This window comes from Enterococcus ureasiticus (genome assembly GCF_001730285.1).
Lineage (GTDB): Bacteria > Bacillota > Bacilli > Lactobacillales > Enterococcaceae > Enterococcus_L > Enterococcus_L ureasiticus.
Map to the genome: position 1 here is coordinate 301862 of NZ_MIJZ01000013.1, position 16829 is coordinate 318690.

Here is a 16829-nt window from a genome sequence, read left to right on the forward strand (position 1 = left end):
TCTTATTATAGTACCAAACTTTTCAGAATATTTGCCGTGTTTCTGTTATTTTTTTGGGGATTGAGATACTTTTTGTCTTTTCCCGAAAAAATAGGTCATTTGCTACTATCAAAATCGTAACGAACAATCGGATGTCTGGCTGCTCTTACTTCGTCTACGCGGTGAATTTGAGCATGTAGTGGATATTCATGAAAAACATCTGGATCTTTATGGGCATCTTCATAAAGTTTCCGATAAACTGCGATTGCATCATCCATTCGATCTTTCGACTCTGTTTCAGGCGGTTCTACCATCAGCGCTTCTGGCACAGTTAGCGGGAAGTACATTGTCGGTGGATACATATTGTGATCTAAAATCCCCTTCGCTATATCTAAGGCAGTGACACCTGTTTCTTTTTTTAACGTCTCTAAACTTATAACAAACTCATGCATGCAAGTCTCACCATATGGTACGTCAAAAATATCTTTTAATTCATAGAGCATATAATTGGCATTTAACACAGCGCCTTTGGAAGCTGATGAAATTCCTTCTGATCCTAAAAATAAAATATACGTCAACGCTCGCAAGAATACTGAAAATTGCCCATAAAATCCTTTGACCATCCCAATTGAATATTCAGGCGTAGTAAAAGTAATTTCTGTTCCTTCTTTAACTGGATAGTAATTAGGTAAAAATGGTTTTAATACTGTTTTACACCCAACAGCACCAGATCCTGGACCACCGCCGCCGTGTGGGGTTGAGAAGGTTTTGTGTAAATTTAAATGAATAATATCAAAGCCCATATCTCCAGGACGAGCAACACCCATAATGGCATTCAAATTCGCTCCATCATAATAATTCAGTCCGCCGGCATCATGAACGATTTTCGTGATTTCTAAAATATTTTTATCAAAAATGCCTGCTGTATTTGGATTTGTCAGCATCAAGCCGGCCGTATCTTCGCCAACTGCCGCTTTTAAAGCTTCGATATCGACACAGCCATATTCATCAGACGGAATATTGACGGTCACCATTCCAGTCATCGCTACACTTGCAGGATTTGTCCCATGAGCAGAGTCAGGCACAATGATTTTATTTCTTTGTCCCTGACCGTTTTGTTCGTGATAGGCTTTGATCATCAATAAGCTGGTAAACTCACCATGTGCTCCAGCTGCAGGTTGAAAGGTAATCGCATTCATTCCTGTAATTTCTTTCAGCAACATTTCAGTCATGGTAAAGACTTCTAATGATCCTTGAACTGTATGCTCCGGTTGCAGTGGATGAATATTCGCAAAAGCAGGATAAACGGCCATCTCATCATTGATTTTAGGATTGTATTTCATCGTACATGAACCTAATGGGTAAAAACCGTTGTTGATGCCAAACGTTGCATTAGCTAATTCTGTATAATGGCGGCTGATTTCTGGTTGAGGTAGTGATGGTAGATGCAATTTTTTTTGCCGTTTCATTTCTTCTGGGAGTTCCGTCGTCGGTACATCACAAGGTGAAATCATTTCATTATAATATCCTTCTACGCTACGTTCAAAAATCAATTTCATTACGCACATACCTCCTTCACCAATTCAACGACTTGGTCTATTTGTTCTTTGGTGTTCATTTCTGTGACACACCATAATAACCCTTGCTCTGTCGGATAACCACCTAAGATATCATGTTCTTCTAATTTTGCTAACACAACGTCATTTGCTACGGGAAAACTTGTGACAAACTCATGGAAAAACGGGCTGTCATTTTTTCGTTTTACACCTTTGATTTTGCCTAGCTGGTCAGCTAAATAATGCGCTTTACTGTAGCATTGTTCTGCTACTTCTTGAATACCACGGGCACCCATCGTACTCATATAAACCGCATTCGTTAAAGCGCAAAGTGCTTGATTCGAACATATATTAGAAGCTGCTTTCTCTCTACGAATGTGCTGTTCACGTGCTTGTAACGTTAAAACAAATGCTCGGTCGCCTGCTTCATCAACTGTTTCTCCTGCGATACGTCCCGGCAATTTACGCATCAGTTTTTCCTTTGTCGCAATAAACCCAATATACGGTCCACCAAAAGCTAACGGTAATCCAAAGGGTTGTGAGTCTCCGACTGCAATATCCGCATTCACTTCGCCGGCAGTTTTTAGGATCGTACTGGCTACAGGATTCACACTCATAATAAATTTAGCTTTTGCTTCATGAACCATTTCAGCTATTGCTTCGACAGGTTCAATCCCGCCATAATAATTTGGTTGCTGAACAATGAAACAAGCACTTGCGTCATCCAGTTTTTCTTGTAAAATAGCTAAATCAGTCAATCCGTCTTTTTCTGGAATCATAACAAATTCGATTTCTCTGGAACTAAAATAGGTCAAAGCAGTCTGGATCGTCATGGGATTTGTCGTTTCTGAAATCAATACTTTCAAACGTTTTTTCTCTAAACACATATTGATTGCTTCGGCCGCGGCCGTTGCCCCATCGTAAACAGAAGCGTTAGTAGCATCCATTCCAGTGATTTCGCAAATCATGGTTTGGTATTCAAATATCGACTGTAGCAACCCTTGGCTGATTTCAGGTTGATACGGTGTGTAAGAGGTCATAAATTCTTCTTTCGCTGAAATCTGTTTGACAATCGCCGGAATGTAATGATTATACGCACCCGCACCACGAAAAATACTTGAGAAGACTTTGTTTTTCTTGCCCATATTTTCCAAAATACGTCGTACTTCAAATTCTGACTTTCCTGCTGGGATATCAAGTTTTTCTATGATCATTTCTTTGGGAAGAACCTCATAAAGCTCATTCATATTTTTTAAGCCGATCGTTTTTAACATTTCTTGTTGTTGTTGCTCTGTTGACCCAAGATAGTTACCCATTTATTACGCCTCCTCAGATTCCTCACAGAATTTCTTATATTCTTCAGCGCTTAATAAGTCCTCGATTCCCTCTGCTCCTTCTACCTCGATCAACCATGACTCTAATGGTGCTGAATTGATCAATTCTGGACTGTCTATCAGCTCTTCATTGATCGCAGTAACGGTAGCTGTGATTGGAGAGTAAGCTTCTGAAACAGCTTTAACAGACTCAATATCCGCGAATGATTCCCCTTTTGTTACTACATCACCTTTATCTGGCAAATCAATAAAAACAATGTCCCCCAACTGATCCTGTGCAAAATCAGAAAGACCGATTCTTACTTTATCTCCATCAAAAAGTACCCACTCATGTGATTTTGAAAACTTCATTTCTGTATTTTTTGCCATAATAAACGACTCCTTCTTTTCCAATTATTTTTTTATAAAAGGTATTGCGACAACCTCTGCTGTGATTTTCTTTCCTCTAACTTCAACTTCAATAGGAGAACCAATTTCTACAGCATCTCTTTCAACTAAAGCCATTGCACAAGCTTTATTGATAAACGGACACATTGTACCTGAGGTTGTTTGCCCAATTTTCTTTTCATTGAAGTAAACATCCGCCCCTTCACGAACGATTCCTCGATCTGTCAACTGTAGACCGATTCTCGTGATTTTTGGTTCGCCTTTGTCAACTAATGCTTGTTTACCGATGAAATTTTCTTTTTTCATCTTAACGACAAAGCTTAGATCTGTTTCAAATGGCGTTATTTCTTCATTCATCTCATGTCCATAAAGCGGCATGCCTGCCTCTAACCGTAATGTATCACGCGCACCTAAACCACAAGTCATGATACCGTACTCTTTACCTGTTTCCAGTAATAGCTTCCATAATTTGATACCATCTTCTGGACGACAGTATAACTCATAGCCAAATTCCCCTGTATAACCTGTTCGCGATAATATACAGGTCACACCGCCTACATTAGCATTTTCGGTAAAACTATAATATTTTTTAGGAATTTCTTCCTCTGTTGTTAATTTTCCAATAATTTCTTTTGCATTAGGACCTTGTAAAGCAATCTGAACAAACTCGTCTGATTGATCAGAAAAGGCCACTTCACCAAATAAGTGCTGTTTCATCCATGCTACATCTTTGGCTCTATTTGCAGCATTGACCACCAATAAATATTTATCGTCACTACATTTATATACGAGTAAATCATCAATTACACCGCCATTTTCATTACACATCAACGTGTATCTAACACGGCCTACTTCTAAATTACTAAAATCGTTTGTTAATACATACTGCAAATTCGCTAAAGCATCTTTTCCTTCATAAACAACTTCCCCCATATGGGAAACATCAAATAATCCTACTTGATTTCGAACAGCTAAATGTTCTTTGATCACACCGCCATCTTTGTATTGAACAGGCAACATATAGCCAGCAAATGAAACCATTTTCCCACCGGCTTCAAGATGTGCATCGTATAAAGGTGTTTTTAAATCCATCTTTTCTACTCCTTTGCTTCTTTGTATTTTTAGTACTTAACAACGACACCTCCAAGCTAAAATAACAATATAAAAGCAGAAAAGCAGGCATCTTAAAAAAATGCCTGCTCCTCTGTACAAAACCTGAGAGATTCGTCTTCATCTTGAAGAGTTGCTCCTTCGGTGCTTCCGCTTTCCAGAGTGATGTCCAATTACGGTCCTTTTACCTGAGATCTTCATAAAACAATGGTTTGCCCCACTGATTATTTATTCCTTCGGTGCTATGATTAGTCTCTCCCGTAATTCTCTGCCATCCAATTTAGATTATGCCTAAATTTAGTCATTTTTAGGCATTGAATAAGGTTGGTATTTATTTTTTTATTTAAACTATTGAAATGTAAAAAACGAATAAGACAATCCGTTTTTACTGTGCTTCCTTTACACATTTTCTCATATCCTTTTGTTTTTTTCAAAACTCTGAACCACGATTTTTTACCTTTTTGAACTAGTTTGGTAATTCCTCCAGAGACTCTGAAATACTCTGCTTATCGTTTTATCTACATAAATAACTGTACAAATCCGAATTACAGTATCACAAAAAAAGAAAACGCTTTCTATTTTAATTATCCTTGATATTTGTAAAAAGTCAATAACTCAATTCAATCATTTTACATCAAATCAAAATAAATTGCTTTTCATCTTATTTTGAGAACTTTCAGTATAAAATTTTGCTAAGTTACGTAGTATACTAAAAAAAATAGGTTGAGAAAATTTAGTATATTTTCTCAACTCACTTTTTACATTATTAGATTAACGATTTTTTTCCAATACATTACTTAAACGGCCAAACTCTACTAATGATAAAGTTTCACCACGACGTGATGGATCAATTTCAGCTTCTGCTAAGCTTTCTGTCAACCAAGCTTTCGTTTGATCATCTTTTCCGTAAAAATGAATCAAATTGTTCCACAAGGTTTTTCGACGTAATTGAAATGATGCTTTTGTCAATTTGAAAAATTCTTTTTCGTTTGTTACTTCAACTGCTGGTTTATCTCGTTTGATCAGTTTAATGATCGCAGAATCAACGTTTGGTTGCGGAATAAAAACTGTTTTCGGTACAATAAACGCAATACTTGCTTCCATAAAGTATTGAACAGCGATCGATAATGAGCCATATGCTTTCGTTCCAGGTTTGGCTGAGATTCGGTCGGCAACTTCTTTTTGCATCATGACGATCATTTCTTGTACAGCTAAATCAGATTCTAAAAAGTGCATCATGATCGGTGTTGTGATGTAGTACGGTAGATTGGCCACCACTTTGATCGGTAGCTCTTGTTTGAAAACCTCATTCGTTGTCCCAACTAAATCTGCTTTTAACACATCATTATGAACAACTGTGACATTTTGGTAGGGACTCATTGTATCTTCCAAAACTGGAATCAAACGATCATCGATTTCAAATGCTAAAACTTGTGCAGCATTTTTAGCCAGTTGTTCCGTTAAAGCACCAATACCAGGACCTACTTCTACTACATTAGTTTGGGTGTCTATTCCTGCAGTTTCTACAATTTTCCGTAAGATATTCGGTTCTGTTAAGAAATTTTGGCCTAAACTCTTTTTAAATGAAAAGCCGTGTTTCTTCAAAATTTCTTTGGTTCTTGAAGGGGTGGCTATTTCTTTATATTCTGTCAAATTGATTCCTCCGATTTTTCACTAGGTAGTGCGTTTAAATCGTTCATAGCTTTTATAAGTTCTTTTTCTGTAATGCGGAACATTTTTAAACGTTTGGTTAATTGTTTGCTATTTGTATAGCCAATACGCAATTCATCGCCTAATTTTTCGCGGCGTTCTTTTGCATGAGCTCCCGCTATTAAACCATATTCGATCAGCGTTTGTCTAGGGATTTCTTGATAATCATCTGTTTCATTGACGGGTGTCACAATTTTTTCTAACGCTTCTAAAATGGCTTCGTCACTGGCATGTTCCACACCTAAGCTACTCCCTCTTTTTTTGGGTGTCGCAAGCTGACGTGAGAGAAATGCATGCTTGGCATCTGGAACCACTTCCATGATCGTTTTACGTATTTTTTCACCTGAAAAATCTGGATCGGTAAAAATAATGACACCGCGCGTTTCTTGGGCATGTTCGATTTGTTCCAAAATATCATCATTAATCGCTGAACCAATTGTCTCGATCGTATCTGCATCTACAACTTCTTGGATTCTTCTTGTATCGTCTTTTCCTTCAACGACAATGATTTCCTCAATTCTCAACTTGTCTGTCATTTGGCTAACCTGAATAAGCGATGGGCGTTATTTGTTGTATGCTCTGCTATTTCTTCAAACGGTACTTCTCGTAGCTCCGCGATTTTTTCTACTACATAACGAGTATAGCCTGGTTCATTGCGTTTACCACGATAGGGTACTGGTGCTAAATACGGTGCATCCGTCTCGACTAATAAACGATCTAATGGAACGGCTTTCGCTACTTCTTGTACTTCTAACGCTTTTTTAAATGTCACAACACCGCTTAAAGAAATGTGCATGCCCATATCCAAAAATTTTTCCATCCACTCAGGATCCCCACTAAAGCTATGCATGATTCCGCCAATATCACGAATATCCTCTTCTTTTAAAATCTTATACGTATCTTCCATCGCATCTCGAGTATGAATACTGATGGGTAGATTCATTTCTTTAGCAATCGCGATTTGACGACGAAACACACGATCTTGCACTTCTTTTGGATCTTCCATCCAGTAATAATCTAAACCGATTTCGCCTAGAGCAACTACTTTTGGTGTCGTTAATAATTGCTGCAGATTTTTCTCGATTTCAGGTGTGTAGCTGCCCGCTTCGGTTGGATGCCACCCGATAATACTTTGGATTTCTTTATATTGTTGGCTGAGTTTCAAAGATTTTTCAATCGTCGGCGTATCAAAACCAACCACTGCCATCTCCGTTACACCTAATTCTTTAGCGTGTTCAATTGTTTCTGGAATATCTTCGTTAAATTGTTCTGCGTTTAAATGGGTATGAGAATCAAAAATCATGTTCATTCACTCCTTTGTCTTCTATACTTTATCACATTTTACCCAAAATCTGAATGGACAGCACCGATAAATTATCAGCTTCTTATAATTGCTTTATCTTCAAAAATAGCTTATACTGATCGGTCACGGCAATTTATGTCAGGAGGAACCCATATGTCAAATGATCGCACACAAGAAACCCAACATCTGCAAGAGGTTTATGAGGAATTAAGCCAAGCAAAAGATACTTATCAAACCGCTATCAATGAAGTCAATACCACGGGAAAATCGGTGCTGGAGCAATTTAGTGGCGACACGAAACTAAATTTTGATAGTTACTCAGATAACTTAGAAACATTTGCCATGATGGAAATGAAAAATCGAGAAATCGATCAGTTAAATATCCAAAATGAAACAGCTGCTAAGCAACTAGAGAAAGTCGAACGACTACTGAAAGTTCCTTATTTTGGAAAAATCGATGTGACATTTTTAGATGATGATTCCGATCGTGATGTTTTTTATATCGGCATGAATGATTTTACCAATCTAAATGGTGAATCTAGGATCTATGACTGGCGTTCACCAATTGCTTCACTTTTTTACAATAATGTTTTAGGCGACAGCAGTTATCATGTCAATAACAATGAAATTCCTGTTACATTAAATCTAAAAAGACAATTGATCATTGAGGAAGATCGCTTGATCAACTTTTTTGATACTAGTCTTGCGATTCAAGATGATATTTTACTTCATTCACTTGAAGCTGATTCTTCTCAATATATGAAAGATATCACGACCACGATCCAACAAGAACAAAATGAGATCATTCGTGATGAAAGTCATCCCTTGCTTTTAGTCAACGGAATTGCGGGTAGTGGAAAAACGTCTGCGATCATGCAGCGAATTGCTTATTTACTGTATAATCACCGGAAACAAATTACTGCCGATGATATTTTACTGCTCTCTCCTAATTCGACTTTCATCGATTATATTTCTCAAGTATTACCAAATTTAGGTGAGCGCAATCCATTGAATTTAACGTTGTTACAATTTCTTAAATTTACCTTTCGTGAAAAAGCGCCAATCGAAAGTGAGTCAGCCTATTTCCAACGAATCACTGCGGAACAAGTAAATGCACAACAAAAAGTAATTCAATCACAAGAATTTGTTCATTTTATTCAAGCTTTCCAAGACCCATCTTTGATTCAACAAACGCTGTTTCAACCCATTTTGTTCAAACGAAAACCGATTTTTTCTGCTGAATTGATTTTTAGTTTGTATCAAGAAACACCAACGACTTTATCAATCAGAGATAGACTTTCAGCAACAAAAGAAAAGCTCTCTAGTTTATGGAGTCGTTACTTGCTCAAACAGTCAAAATCTAAACAAATGATCGATCAAATGCAAGACTTGACTGAAGCCGAGCAATTACGTTATTTTGACACGACATTTGCTGAGGAAGATGAGGAACAATTAGCAGAGTTCGCGCTTCAACGATTACAACAAAAATACCGTAAAGTAGTGGATGCGATTGCTGATTTTGCTTGGTTTGATCAATGGTTGCTTTTTGAAGCATTGTATCAACTTTACCAAGAAGATTCATATGAACGAGCAACGACTGCCTATACTGCAGATGAAGTGGTCATTTTGTTACTGCTTAAAGATAAATTTATTGAAGATTTATCGAATCGGCAAATGGCGTTTATTTTGGTGGATGAAGTACAAGATTACACGGAAGCTCAAATTCTTTTGTTGCTTAACTTATTCCCACAAGCAAACTTTACCTTAGCTGGAGATGAAAATCAGGCTATTTTCAATACCTCGATCAGTTTTATGGATCTCAAAGAGTTATTATCTGCTTCCAGCCGTTCAGTTACTTCTTATCAATTATTGAATAGTTACCGTTCAAGTAAAGAAATCACTCAGCTATTTCAAACTTTAGTGACCAATCATGAGAAACTCAAGATTGTTTCTATTCGAAAAGATGGCGAGAAACCGGCGTTTATTTCTTGTGAAGATGAAACGGCATATTTAGAGACACTTACGTCACTTTTGGATTCACTAGCGCCTGAGGAAGATACTGTCGTGATTACAAAAACAGCATCAGAAGCAGACTTATTGAAACAGCAGCTTCTACAAAAAAATAGCACTATGGATGCTCAAATTCTTTCGATCGATATGGCTAAAGGGCTTGAGTTTGATAATGTGATCATTCACGATCCTTCTAACGTGCGTTATGGGACAACAGAAAGAGAGAAGAAGATTCTTTATACAGCGATTTCTCGTGGGATGAAACAGGTGTTTCTGCCTTATGTTGGAGAGCTTTCTAAGTTGTTGAAGACTACGTAATCTCTCTCTTTAATCATCACGTACAAAGAAATTAACGTAACAAAATTAATTCACTTTATTTAACAAATTCTTAAAAACATCAGGCTAAAAAACCGACTTTAGCCTGATGTTTTTTTCCCTATTCAGCAGTAAACTTAACTCCAGTCCGATTTTCAATTTGATAGGAGTGAGTGCTTTTTGAAAAATTTCTTCGAAGAATCCGACTTTCTAAAATCAACGATCCAAAAGAACGTAACGATTCAAAGAAAACCGCAGGTCAATACGATTTGGCATTGGGTACTGTTGATTCTCTTTGGTCTGTTGGCTTACGGTTCTATGACACAGCAGTTTCTTTTGATAGCGATTTTTATAGCTATCGCAGCTATTGTTAGAGGCCCTTTAATGCTCTTATGGGGAGCTATTTACTCGTTTCTGATCGCTTTTTTCCCTCCACTTGGGATTGTTTTGTCGATTCTATTTTTCTTGATAAACCTTGGAACCATAGCAAAAAGTTGGCGAATCTCATTAACAAGTGCCTATTTTTATCTAGTGCCTCTACTTGGTGGAATCCTTCGAGCTGTTATTAAAGATGAGCCTAATTATATCGTTTTGATTTTTGTTGCGTGTAGTTTATTAGGTTTACATTTTTTACTTAATTGGTTGTATAAAAACAACAGTTTGAGCCGAACCTTGACTTGGTCGATCATTAGCGTACCTTATGCGATATTGATCATGTTGTTGCCCACTCGTTTCCGTAGAGTTAAATCAAATAAAAAATTAAAATTTTAGTAGTCGATAATCAGAAAAAAACAGCCTCTCATTTATCATGGGAGTGCTGTTTTTTCTGATTAGCAATGATGCATCAAAACTATTAACTCTGGACACATTGCTGTGCTACTTCACTTACTGTATGTTTAGACTGTTCCAGCATTCAAGGCTTTGTCTAAAGCATCATTTAATTTTTTCATTTGCTCTTCATTGAAAATTTCTTTTGCGCCTTCACGAACTTCTTTTGCATTTTCTTCTGTTATAAGACTAGGATTTGCTTCGATTTGTTTGATCATTTCATTTAATTGCTCGTCTATCGCTTTTTGAATCTCTGGATCATCTTTTAAATCATTATAATTGATTGAATCATCATCTAAATCTGAATCATCTGAACCCGCTCCAGTGATAGTAGATAAAATATCCTTCAATTCATCTTGACTGATGATTTCTTTTTTACTTGGCATCTTGATTTTTTGATCATTTTTTTGCGGCGTAACGGCAATTGTCATCACGATGCTCATTTTAGCGTCTTTATCATCGGTAGCAGCCATAGACATTTCCATATCAAGCGCTTTTGTTTTTTGATTGATGCTGATTTTAACATCCATTTTATCTAGATCATTTTTTAGTGACTTGATCGCATCTTTCATTTCTTTTGCATCATCTGATTTTTTGTAGTCTTTATCTTCTTTCGCAACTTCATCGATTTTTTCCATCATTTGAATGATTTCTTTTTTAGTAAACGTGTGCGTCACGACATCTTTGTCTTTTTTAAATGATTTTTTATCAAAGCTTTCGATAAGTTTTTTCATTTCTATAGTCATTTTAGAGTTTTCCGCATTTGTAAACATCTTATTCTTAAGTGTATCTGTTTGCTTATCTAGTTTTCCTGACGTCAATGTATCGCCTGCTTCAGCAATATCGATATATTTTCCTTTTAGTTTGTTTAAATCGCTTTTGCTAAGTTCAACTGGATAGCTAAATGATTTCGCTATATCCAACATACCTGAAATAAAACCAGTCGACATATAATATTTATCTTTATTCCCAACGAATTGGAAAGGTAATTTTTCACCGAATAAATTCGCCGTGATTTCCATTTCCATTGCATCGGTCTTGTCATCGATCGCATATTTCCCATCAATACTCATATCTTTTAATTGGCTAGCAAACATTTTCACGTATGCTCCGCCTTCATCACCATCATACGCCAAATCCTTGATTTTCATCTTAAAGCTTGCGGCGTTGTATTCATCACCTTTTGAACTAAACAACTCTTTTGTAAAATCTTTTCTTGGATCTGATCCACAAGCTGCTAATAAAAAGATTACGACTCCTGTAATGATCCCCAACATGTACTTCTTAATTTTCATCCAACATTCTCCTTGTTTATTACTTAATTTTTTGATACTAAAATAATGATACAATAAAATATATCATTTTGATATAAATTTTAATAATATTCTTCATTTTATTATATTTATGTCAAAAGAGCCAATGTGTCTGTCTAATCTAAACATAGACAAACACTTTGGCTCTTTTTATTTAGAAACTCATTTTCTTAAACTACGCAATAACTGCGCCATTCGGCATTTCTTTTGGCGCATCGACGATTTGTAATTTGCCTTCTGGTGATTCAGCAGAAAGAATCATTCCTTGGCTGATCTGTCCACGCATTTTTCTTGGTTTCAAGTTCGCTACGATCACGACTTTTTTCCCGATCAAAGCGCTTGGATCTGGATAAAATTCGGCAACCCCTGAAAGAATTTGACGATCTTGTTCGTCACCTGCATCTAAGCGGAATTGTAATAATTTATCTGCACCTTTGACTTTTTTACAATCAATGACTTCGGCTACTTTTAGTTCTACTTTATCAAAATCTTCATACTTAATTTCTTTTTCTTTTGTCGAAACAAGTTCTGTTTCTTCTGGGTCCCATTTGATTTCTTCTGTTGTTGTTTGCGTATTTTGAGACATTTTCTTTTGAATATAAATCACTTCTGCTTCGATCTCTAAACGAGGGAAAATCGGTGTTCCCTTCGCAACAACTTTGATTTCTGTCGGAAACTCACCGAAATGAATCTCTTCCATATTCATCGTATCAGGATCTAAACCTAATTGTTCAAAGATTTTTGTTGGTGTTTCTGTCATCACTGGTTGTAAAAGAATTGCTACGATCCGCAAACTCTCAGCTAAATGAACCATGACACTATCCAACTCATTTTTCTTCTCTTCATCTTTTGCTAAAACCCAAGGTTGTGTTTCATCAATATATTTATTCGCACGTGAAATCAAGGTCCAAACTTCGGCGATTGCCGTGTTGAATTCCATTTTTTCCATTGATTCATGATATTTACCGATCACATTAGCAGCTGTTGTTGACAACTCACTGTCAAAAGGGGTAACTTTTGAAGCATACGCTGGGACATGTCCATCACAGTATTTATTGATCATCGCAATCGTACGATTCAATAAATTCCCTAAATCATTCGCTAAATCATAATTTAAACGTGAAACAAAATCTTCTGGTGTAAAGACACCGTCACTACCAAATGGAATTGCACGCAATAAATAATAACGCAGGGCATCTAATCCATAGCGATCGACCAAAATTTCTGGATAAACGACGTTGCCTTTAGATTTAGACATTTTTCCATCTTTCATTAATAACCAACCATGACCGAAAATTTTCTTTGGTAATGGTAAATCTAAAGCCATCAACATAATTGGCCAATAAATCGTGTGGAAACGGACGATCTCTTTTCCAACCATATGAACATCTGCTGGCCAATATTTTTGGAATAAGCTGTCATCTTCTGATCCATAACCTAATGCTGTGATATAGTTCGACAACGCATCGATCCAGACATAAACAACATGTTTTGGATCATTAGACAAAGGAATGCCCCATGAGAAGGTCGTACGTGACACAGCTAAGTCTTCTAAACCTGGTTTGATGAAGTTATTGATCATTTCATTTTTACGTGATTCAGGTTGAATGAATTCTGGATGTTCATTGTAATAAGCCAATAAACGATCCGCGTATTTACTCATACGGAAGAAATAAGATTCTTCTTTGACTAACTCAACTTCATGACCACTTGGTGCTTTCCCACCAATTACTTTGCCTTCGTCATCACGGTAGACTTCTGCTAATTGCGTTTCAGTAAAGTATTCTTCATCTGAAACAGAATACCAGCCTTCATACTCACCTAGGTAGATATCACCTTGTTCTAATAAACGATCAAAGATTTGCTGAACTGCTTTTTTATGGTAATCATCTGTTGTACGGATGAATTTATCATAGCTGATATCAAGTGTTTTCCATAGTTTTTGAACATCGGCCGCCATTTTATCGACATATTCTTTTGGTGTAACACCTAATTCTGAAGCTTTATTTTCAATTTTTTGTCCATGTTCATCCACACCCGTTAAGTAAAATACGTCAAAGCCCATCAAGCGTTTGTAACGGGCCATCGCATCGCAGGCAATCGTAGTGTATGAATTGCCGATATGTAGTTGTCCGCTTGGATAATAAATCGGGGTGGTGATATAAAATGTTTCTTTTTCTGACATGTAGAAACATCCTCCTTCTAGCATTCTCTTGAATTTACTCCTAAATAGTATACCATACTTGGCTTTATTGAACTAGAAATCCTTGTATTTTCTCCATATAAAAAAAGTTCCACCAGCTCCATCTTTGAAAAACTGGCAGAAACTTCGAATTGATACTGTATTTAAGCTCTGATCACACCATCTTGAACAGCTGCTTCAGCGACTTCTCGAATGATAACATCCACTAACGCTTGATTGAAAGGAGAGGGAATAATGTACTCACTCGTCAGTTCTGATTCTGGAATGATTTCCGCAATTGCTTTTGCTGCAGCTAATTTCATATTTTCAGTAATTTTCGTTGCACCAGCAACAAAAGCGCCTTTAAACAAACCAGGAAAAGCCAAAACATTATTGATTTGATTTGGATGATCTGAACGTCCCGTTCCAACGACTGCTGCACCTGCACCGATTGCATCTTGATAATCGATTTCTGATTCAGGATTAGCCATTGGAAATACGATAGCACCTTTGTTCATCGAGGCTACCATTTCTTTCGAAACCAATTTAGGTGCAGAAACACCGATAAAAACATCTGCTCCCACCATCGCTTCCTCTAAAGAACCAGTAAAGTTTTCAGGATTCGTGATTGCGACAATTTCTTTTTCTAAAAAGTTCATTGGTCTTCCCATGCTTTTAGATAATGCGCCATCGATATTAAATGCGACGATGTTCTTCACGCCAAAATGGTGCAGCATTTTTATGATTGCACTACCAGCCGCTCCTGTTCCTGATACAACAACTTTGATCTCATCGACTTTTTTATGAACGATTTTCAATGCATTGATCAACGCTGCAATCGTGACGATTGCTGTTCCGTGTTGGTCGTCATGAAACACAGGAATATCCAATTCTTCGATCAAGGTACGTTCGATCTCTACACAGCGAGGAGCAGAGATATCTTCTAAATTGATCCCACCAAAAGTTGGTGCCATGGCTTTGATAATGTTGATGATTTCTTTTGGGTCTTTCGTATCTAAACAAATTGGAATTGCATCGATTCCAGCAAATTCTTTAAATAATAATGCCTTCCCTTCCATGACTGGTAACGCTGCTTTGGGGCCAATATCACCTAAACCAAGAACTGCTGTTCCATCTGTCACCACAGCGACAGTATTTCCCTTCCAAGTATAGTCGTAGACAGCATTCGGATTTTCATGAATTTTTCTACAAGGTTCTGCCACTCCTGGTGTATACGCTAAAGATAAATCCTCTTTTGTTTTTACCTCAACTTTTGAATGAATATCGATTTTCCCACGCCATTGTTCGTGTGCGTTTAACGCTTCTTCGTAAATATCTGCCATATTTCCCCATTCCTTTCCAAATTACCCCTGTTTATTGACCTAGCATTTGCTCTGGTTTGACCCAACTGTCGTACTCTTTTTCAGTAACAAATCCTAAAGTCAATGCGGCTTGTTTTAATGTTGTATTTTCTATAAAAGCTTTTTTAGCAATTTTTGCCCCTTTATCGTAACCGATATGAGGATTTAATGCTGTCACAAGCATCAAAGACTGTTCCACATATTGAGTCATTCTTTCCTGATCCGCTTTGATTCCAATCAAACAGTTTTGATCAAAAGAACGCAATCCATCGGTCAATAATTCAATACTTTGAATTAGATTATACGCCATTACTGGCATATAAACATTAAGTTCAAAGTTTCCCTGTGAAGCGCCGATTCCGATTGTTGTGTCATTGCCCATGACTTGAATCGCAATCATCGTCAATGCTTCACATTGCGTTGGATTGATTTTTCCAGGCATGATCGAACTGCCAGGTTCATTCGCTGGAATTGTGATTTCACCTAATCCACTGCGAGGACCACTCGCCATCCAGCGAATATCATTGGCCATTTTCATGACATTGGCCGCCAACGCCTTTAATGCACCTGATGTAAACACAATTCCATCTTTACTAGCTAATCCATGGAATTTATTTGGATCTTCTGAAAATTGATTCTTTGTCTCTTCATTTAACGAGCTAAAAAATAAGTCAATATATTCTTTTGAAGCGTTCAAGCCAGTTCCTACCGCTGTACCTCCGAACGCCAATTGTCTAAGCTCACTCAACGTCAACTCTATCATCTGATAACTATGTTCCAGACCAGAACGCCAGCCACTGATTTCTTGCGCAAAGGTTACCGGTGTTGCATCTTGCAAATGCGTTCGGCCGATTTTTATGATTGTCTTATTCTCCGTTTCAAGTTTTTTCAGCGTTTGAATCATTTGCTTCAGCACAGGGAATAAATGCTGTTCAATCAGCTGAACAGCGGCTACATGAATCGCTGTTGGAAAAACATCGTTTGAACTTTGAGACATATTGACATGATCATTAGGATGAACTGTCACACCACTATCAGCTGCTAAATGCGCAATGACCTCATTAACGTTCATATTTGTTTGTGTGCCGCTACCTGTTTGCCACAAAGATAATGGAAAATGATCATTTACCGTGCCATTAATAATCTTGTCTGCTGCGTTTTGAATCGCTTTACTGATCGTTGAGTCTAATTTGCCTGTTGCTTCATTCGCTTTTGCCGCATTCTTTTTTACTAACGCTAAAGCTTGAATAAGTGCTGCAGGCATTTTTTCGATACCGATATTGAAGTTCTGTCGGCTACGCTCGGTTTGCGCTCCCCAAAGTGCCGCCATAGGCACTTGAATTTCTCCCATAGAATCTTGCTCGATACGATATGACATTCTTTCACTTCTCCTCTTTTCTTCTCTATTTACTATCACTATACTGTAAACGAATCACGATTT

13 protein-coding genes and 1 riboswitch are annotated in these 16829 nt (G+C 37.2%); of the genes, 2 read left to right on the top strand and 11 right to left on the bottom strand.

Annotated features, from left to right (window positions below):
- Positions 1–95: 95 nt before the first annotated feature.
- The 7 genes from gcvPB to BCR21_RS09885 all read right to left on the bottom strand — a co-directional run bounded on the left by gcvPB (position 96) and on the right by BCR21_RS09885 (position 7379).
- Positions 96–1538 (bottom strand): aminomethyl-transferring glycine dehydrogenase subunit GcvPB, encoded by a 1443-nt coding sequence (gcvPB, locus tag BCR21_RS09855; protein WP_069646292.1) that lies wholly within the window; start codon positions 1536–1538, stop codon positions 96–98.
- On the bottom strand, positions 1538–2851 hold the full coding sequence (gene gcvPA / locus BCR21_RS09860) for an aminomethyl-transferring glycine dehydrogenase subunit GcvPA (protein WP_069646293.1): 1314 nt from the start codon (positions 2849–2851) through the stop codon (positions 1538–1540). Before gcvPA ends, gcvPB begins: the two co-directional genes overlap by 1 nt.
- Before the next feature lie 3 nt (positions 2852–2854).
- On the bottom strand, positions 2855–3238 hold the full coding sequence (gcvH, locus tag BCR21_RS09865) for a glycine cleavage system protein GcvH (RefSeq protein ID WP_069646294.1): 384 nt from the start codon (positions 3236–3238) through the stop codon (positions 2855–2857).
- Positions 3239–3262: 24 nt separating this feature from the next.
- Positions 3263–4348, bottom strand: a complete 1086-nt coding sequence (gene gcvT, locus BCR21_RS09870; RefSeq protein ID WP_069646295.1) for a glycine cleavage system aminomethyltransferase GcvT — start codon at positions 4346–4348, stop codon at positions 3263–3265.
- Between the two features lie 184 nt (positions 4349–4532).
- A riboswitch (glycine riboswitch) is annotated at positions 4533–4637 on the bottom strand.
- Between the two features lie 500 nt (positions 4638–5137).
- Positions 5138–6019 carry a 16S rRNA (adenine(1518)-N(6)/adenine(1519)-N(6))-dimethyltransferase RsmA gene (gene rsmA / locus BCR21_RS09875; protein ID WP_069646296.1) on the bottom strand — a complete coding sequence of 294 codons (882 nt, stop codon included), beginning with the start codon at positions 6017–6019 and terminating at the stop codon, positions 5138–5140.
- On the bottom strand, positions 6016–6612 hold the full coding sequence (rnmV, locus tag BCR21_RS09880; RefSeq protein ID WP_069646297.1) for a ribonuclease M5: 597 nt from the start codon (positions 6610–6612) through the stop codon (positions 6016–6018). Before rnmV ends, rsmA begins: the two co-directional genes overlap by 4 nt.
- Complete coding sequence (locus tag BCR21_RS09885; RefSeq protein WP_069646298.1) at positions 6609–7379, bottom strand: TatD family hydrolase; 771 nt, start codon at positions 7377–7379, stop codon at positions 6609–6611. Before BCR21_RS09885 ends, rnmV begins: the two co-directional genes overlap by 4 nt.
- 153 nt (positions 7380–7532) lie before the next feature.
- Between BCR21_RS09885 and BCR21_RS09890 the strand changes: the two genes are divergently transcribed.
- Positions 7533–9707 carry a HelD family protein gene (locus BCR21_RS09890; RefSeq protein WP_069646299.1) on the top strand — a complete coding sequence of 725 codons (2175 nt, stop codon included), beginning with the start codon at positions 7533–7535 and terminating at the stop codon, positions 9705–9707.
- 177 nt (positions 9708–9884) lie between these two features.
- Positions 9885–10475, top strand: coding sequence for a hypothetical protein (locus BCR21_RS09895; protein ID WP_069646300.1), 591 nt, complete (start codon positions 9885–9887; stop codon positions 10473–10475).
- Between the two features lie 125 nt (positions 10476–10600).
- Here BCR21_RS09895 and BCR21_RS09900 read toward each other — a convergent pair whose 3' ends face one another.
- From BCR21_RS09900 to fumC, 4 genes are all read right to left on the bottom strand, one after another.
- Positions 10601–11827 (bottom strand): hypothetical protein, encoded by a 1227-nt coding sequence (locus tag BCR21_RS09900; protein ID WP_069646301.1) that lies wholly within the window; start codon positions 11825–11827, stop codon positions 10601–10603.
- Between the two features lie 193 nt (positions 11828–12020).
- Complete coding sequence (gene metG, locus BCR21_RS09905; protein ID WP_069646302.1) at positions 12021–14030, bottom strand: methionine--tRNA ligase; 2010 nt, start codon at positions 14028–14030, stop codon at positions 12021–12023.
- Positions 14031–14191: 161 nt separating this feature from the next.
- A complete protein-coding gene (locus BCR21_RS09910; RefSeq protein ID WP_069646303.1) occupies positions 14192–15370 on the bottom strand; it encodes an NAD(P)-dependent malic enzyme in 1179 nt (392 codons plus the stop codon).
- Between the two features lie 31 nt (positions 15371–15401).
- Positions 15402–16766, bottom strand: a complete 1365-nt coding sequence (gene fumC, locus BCR21_RS09915; RefSeq protein ID WP_069646304.1) for a class II fumarate hydratase — start codon at positions 16764–16766, stop codon at positions 15402–15404.
- Between the last annotated feature and the right edge of the window lie 63 nt (positions 16767–16829).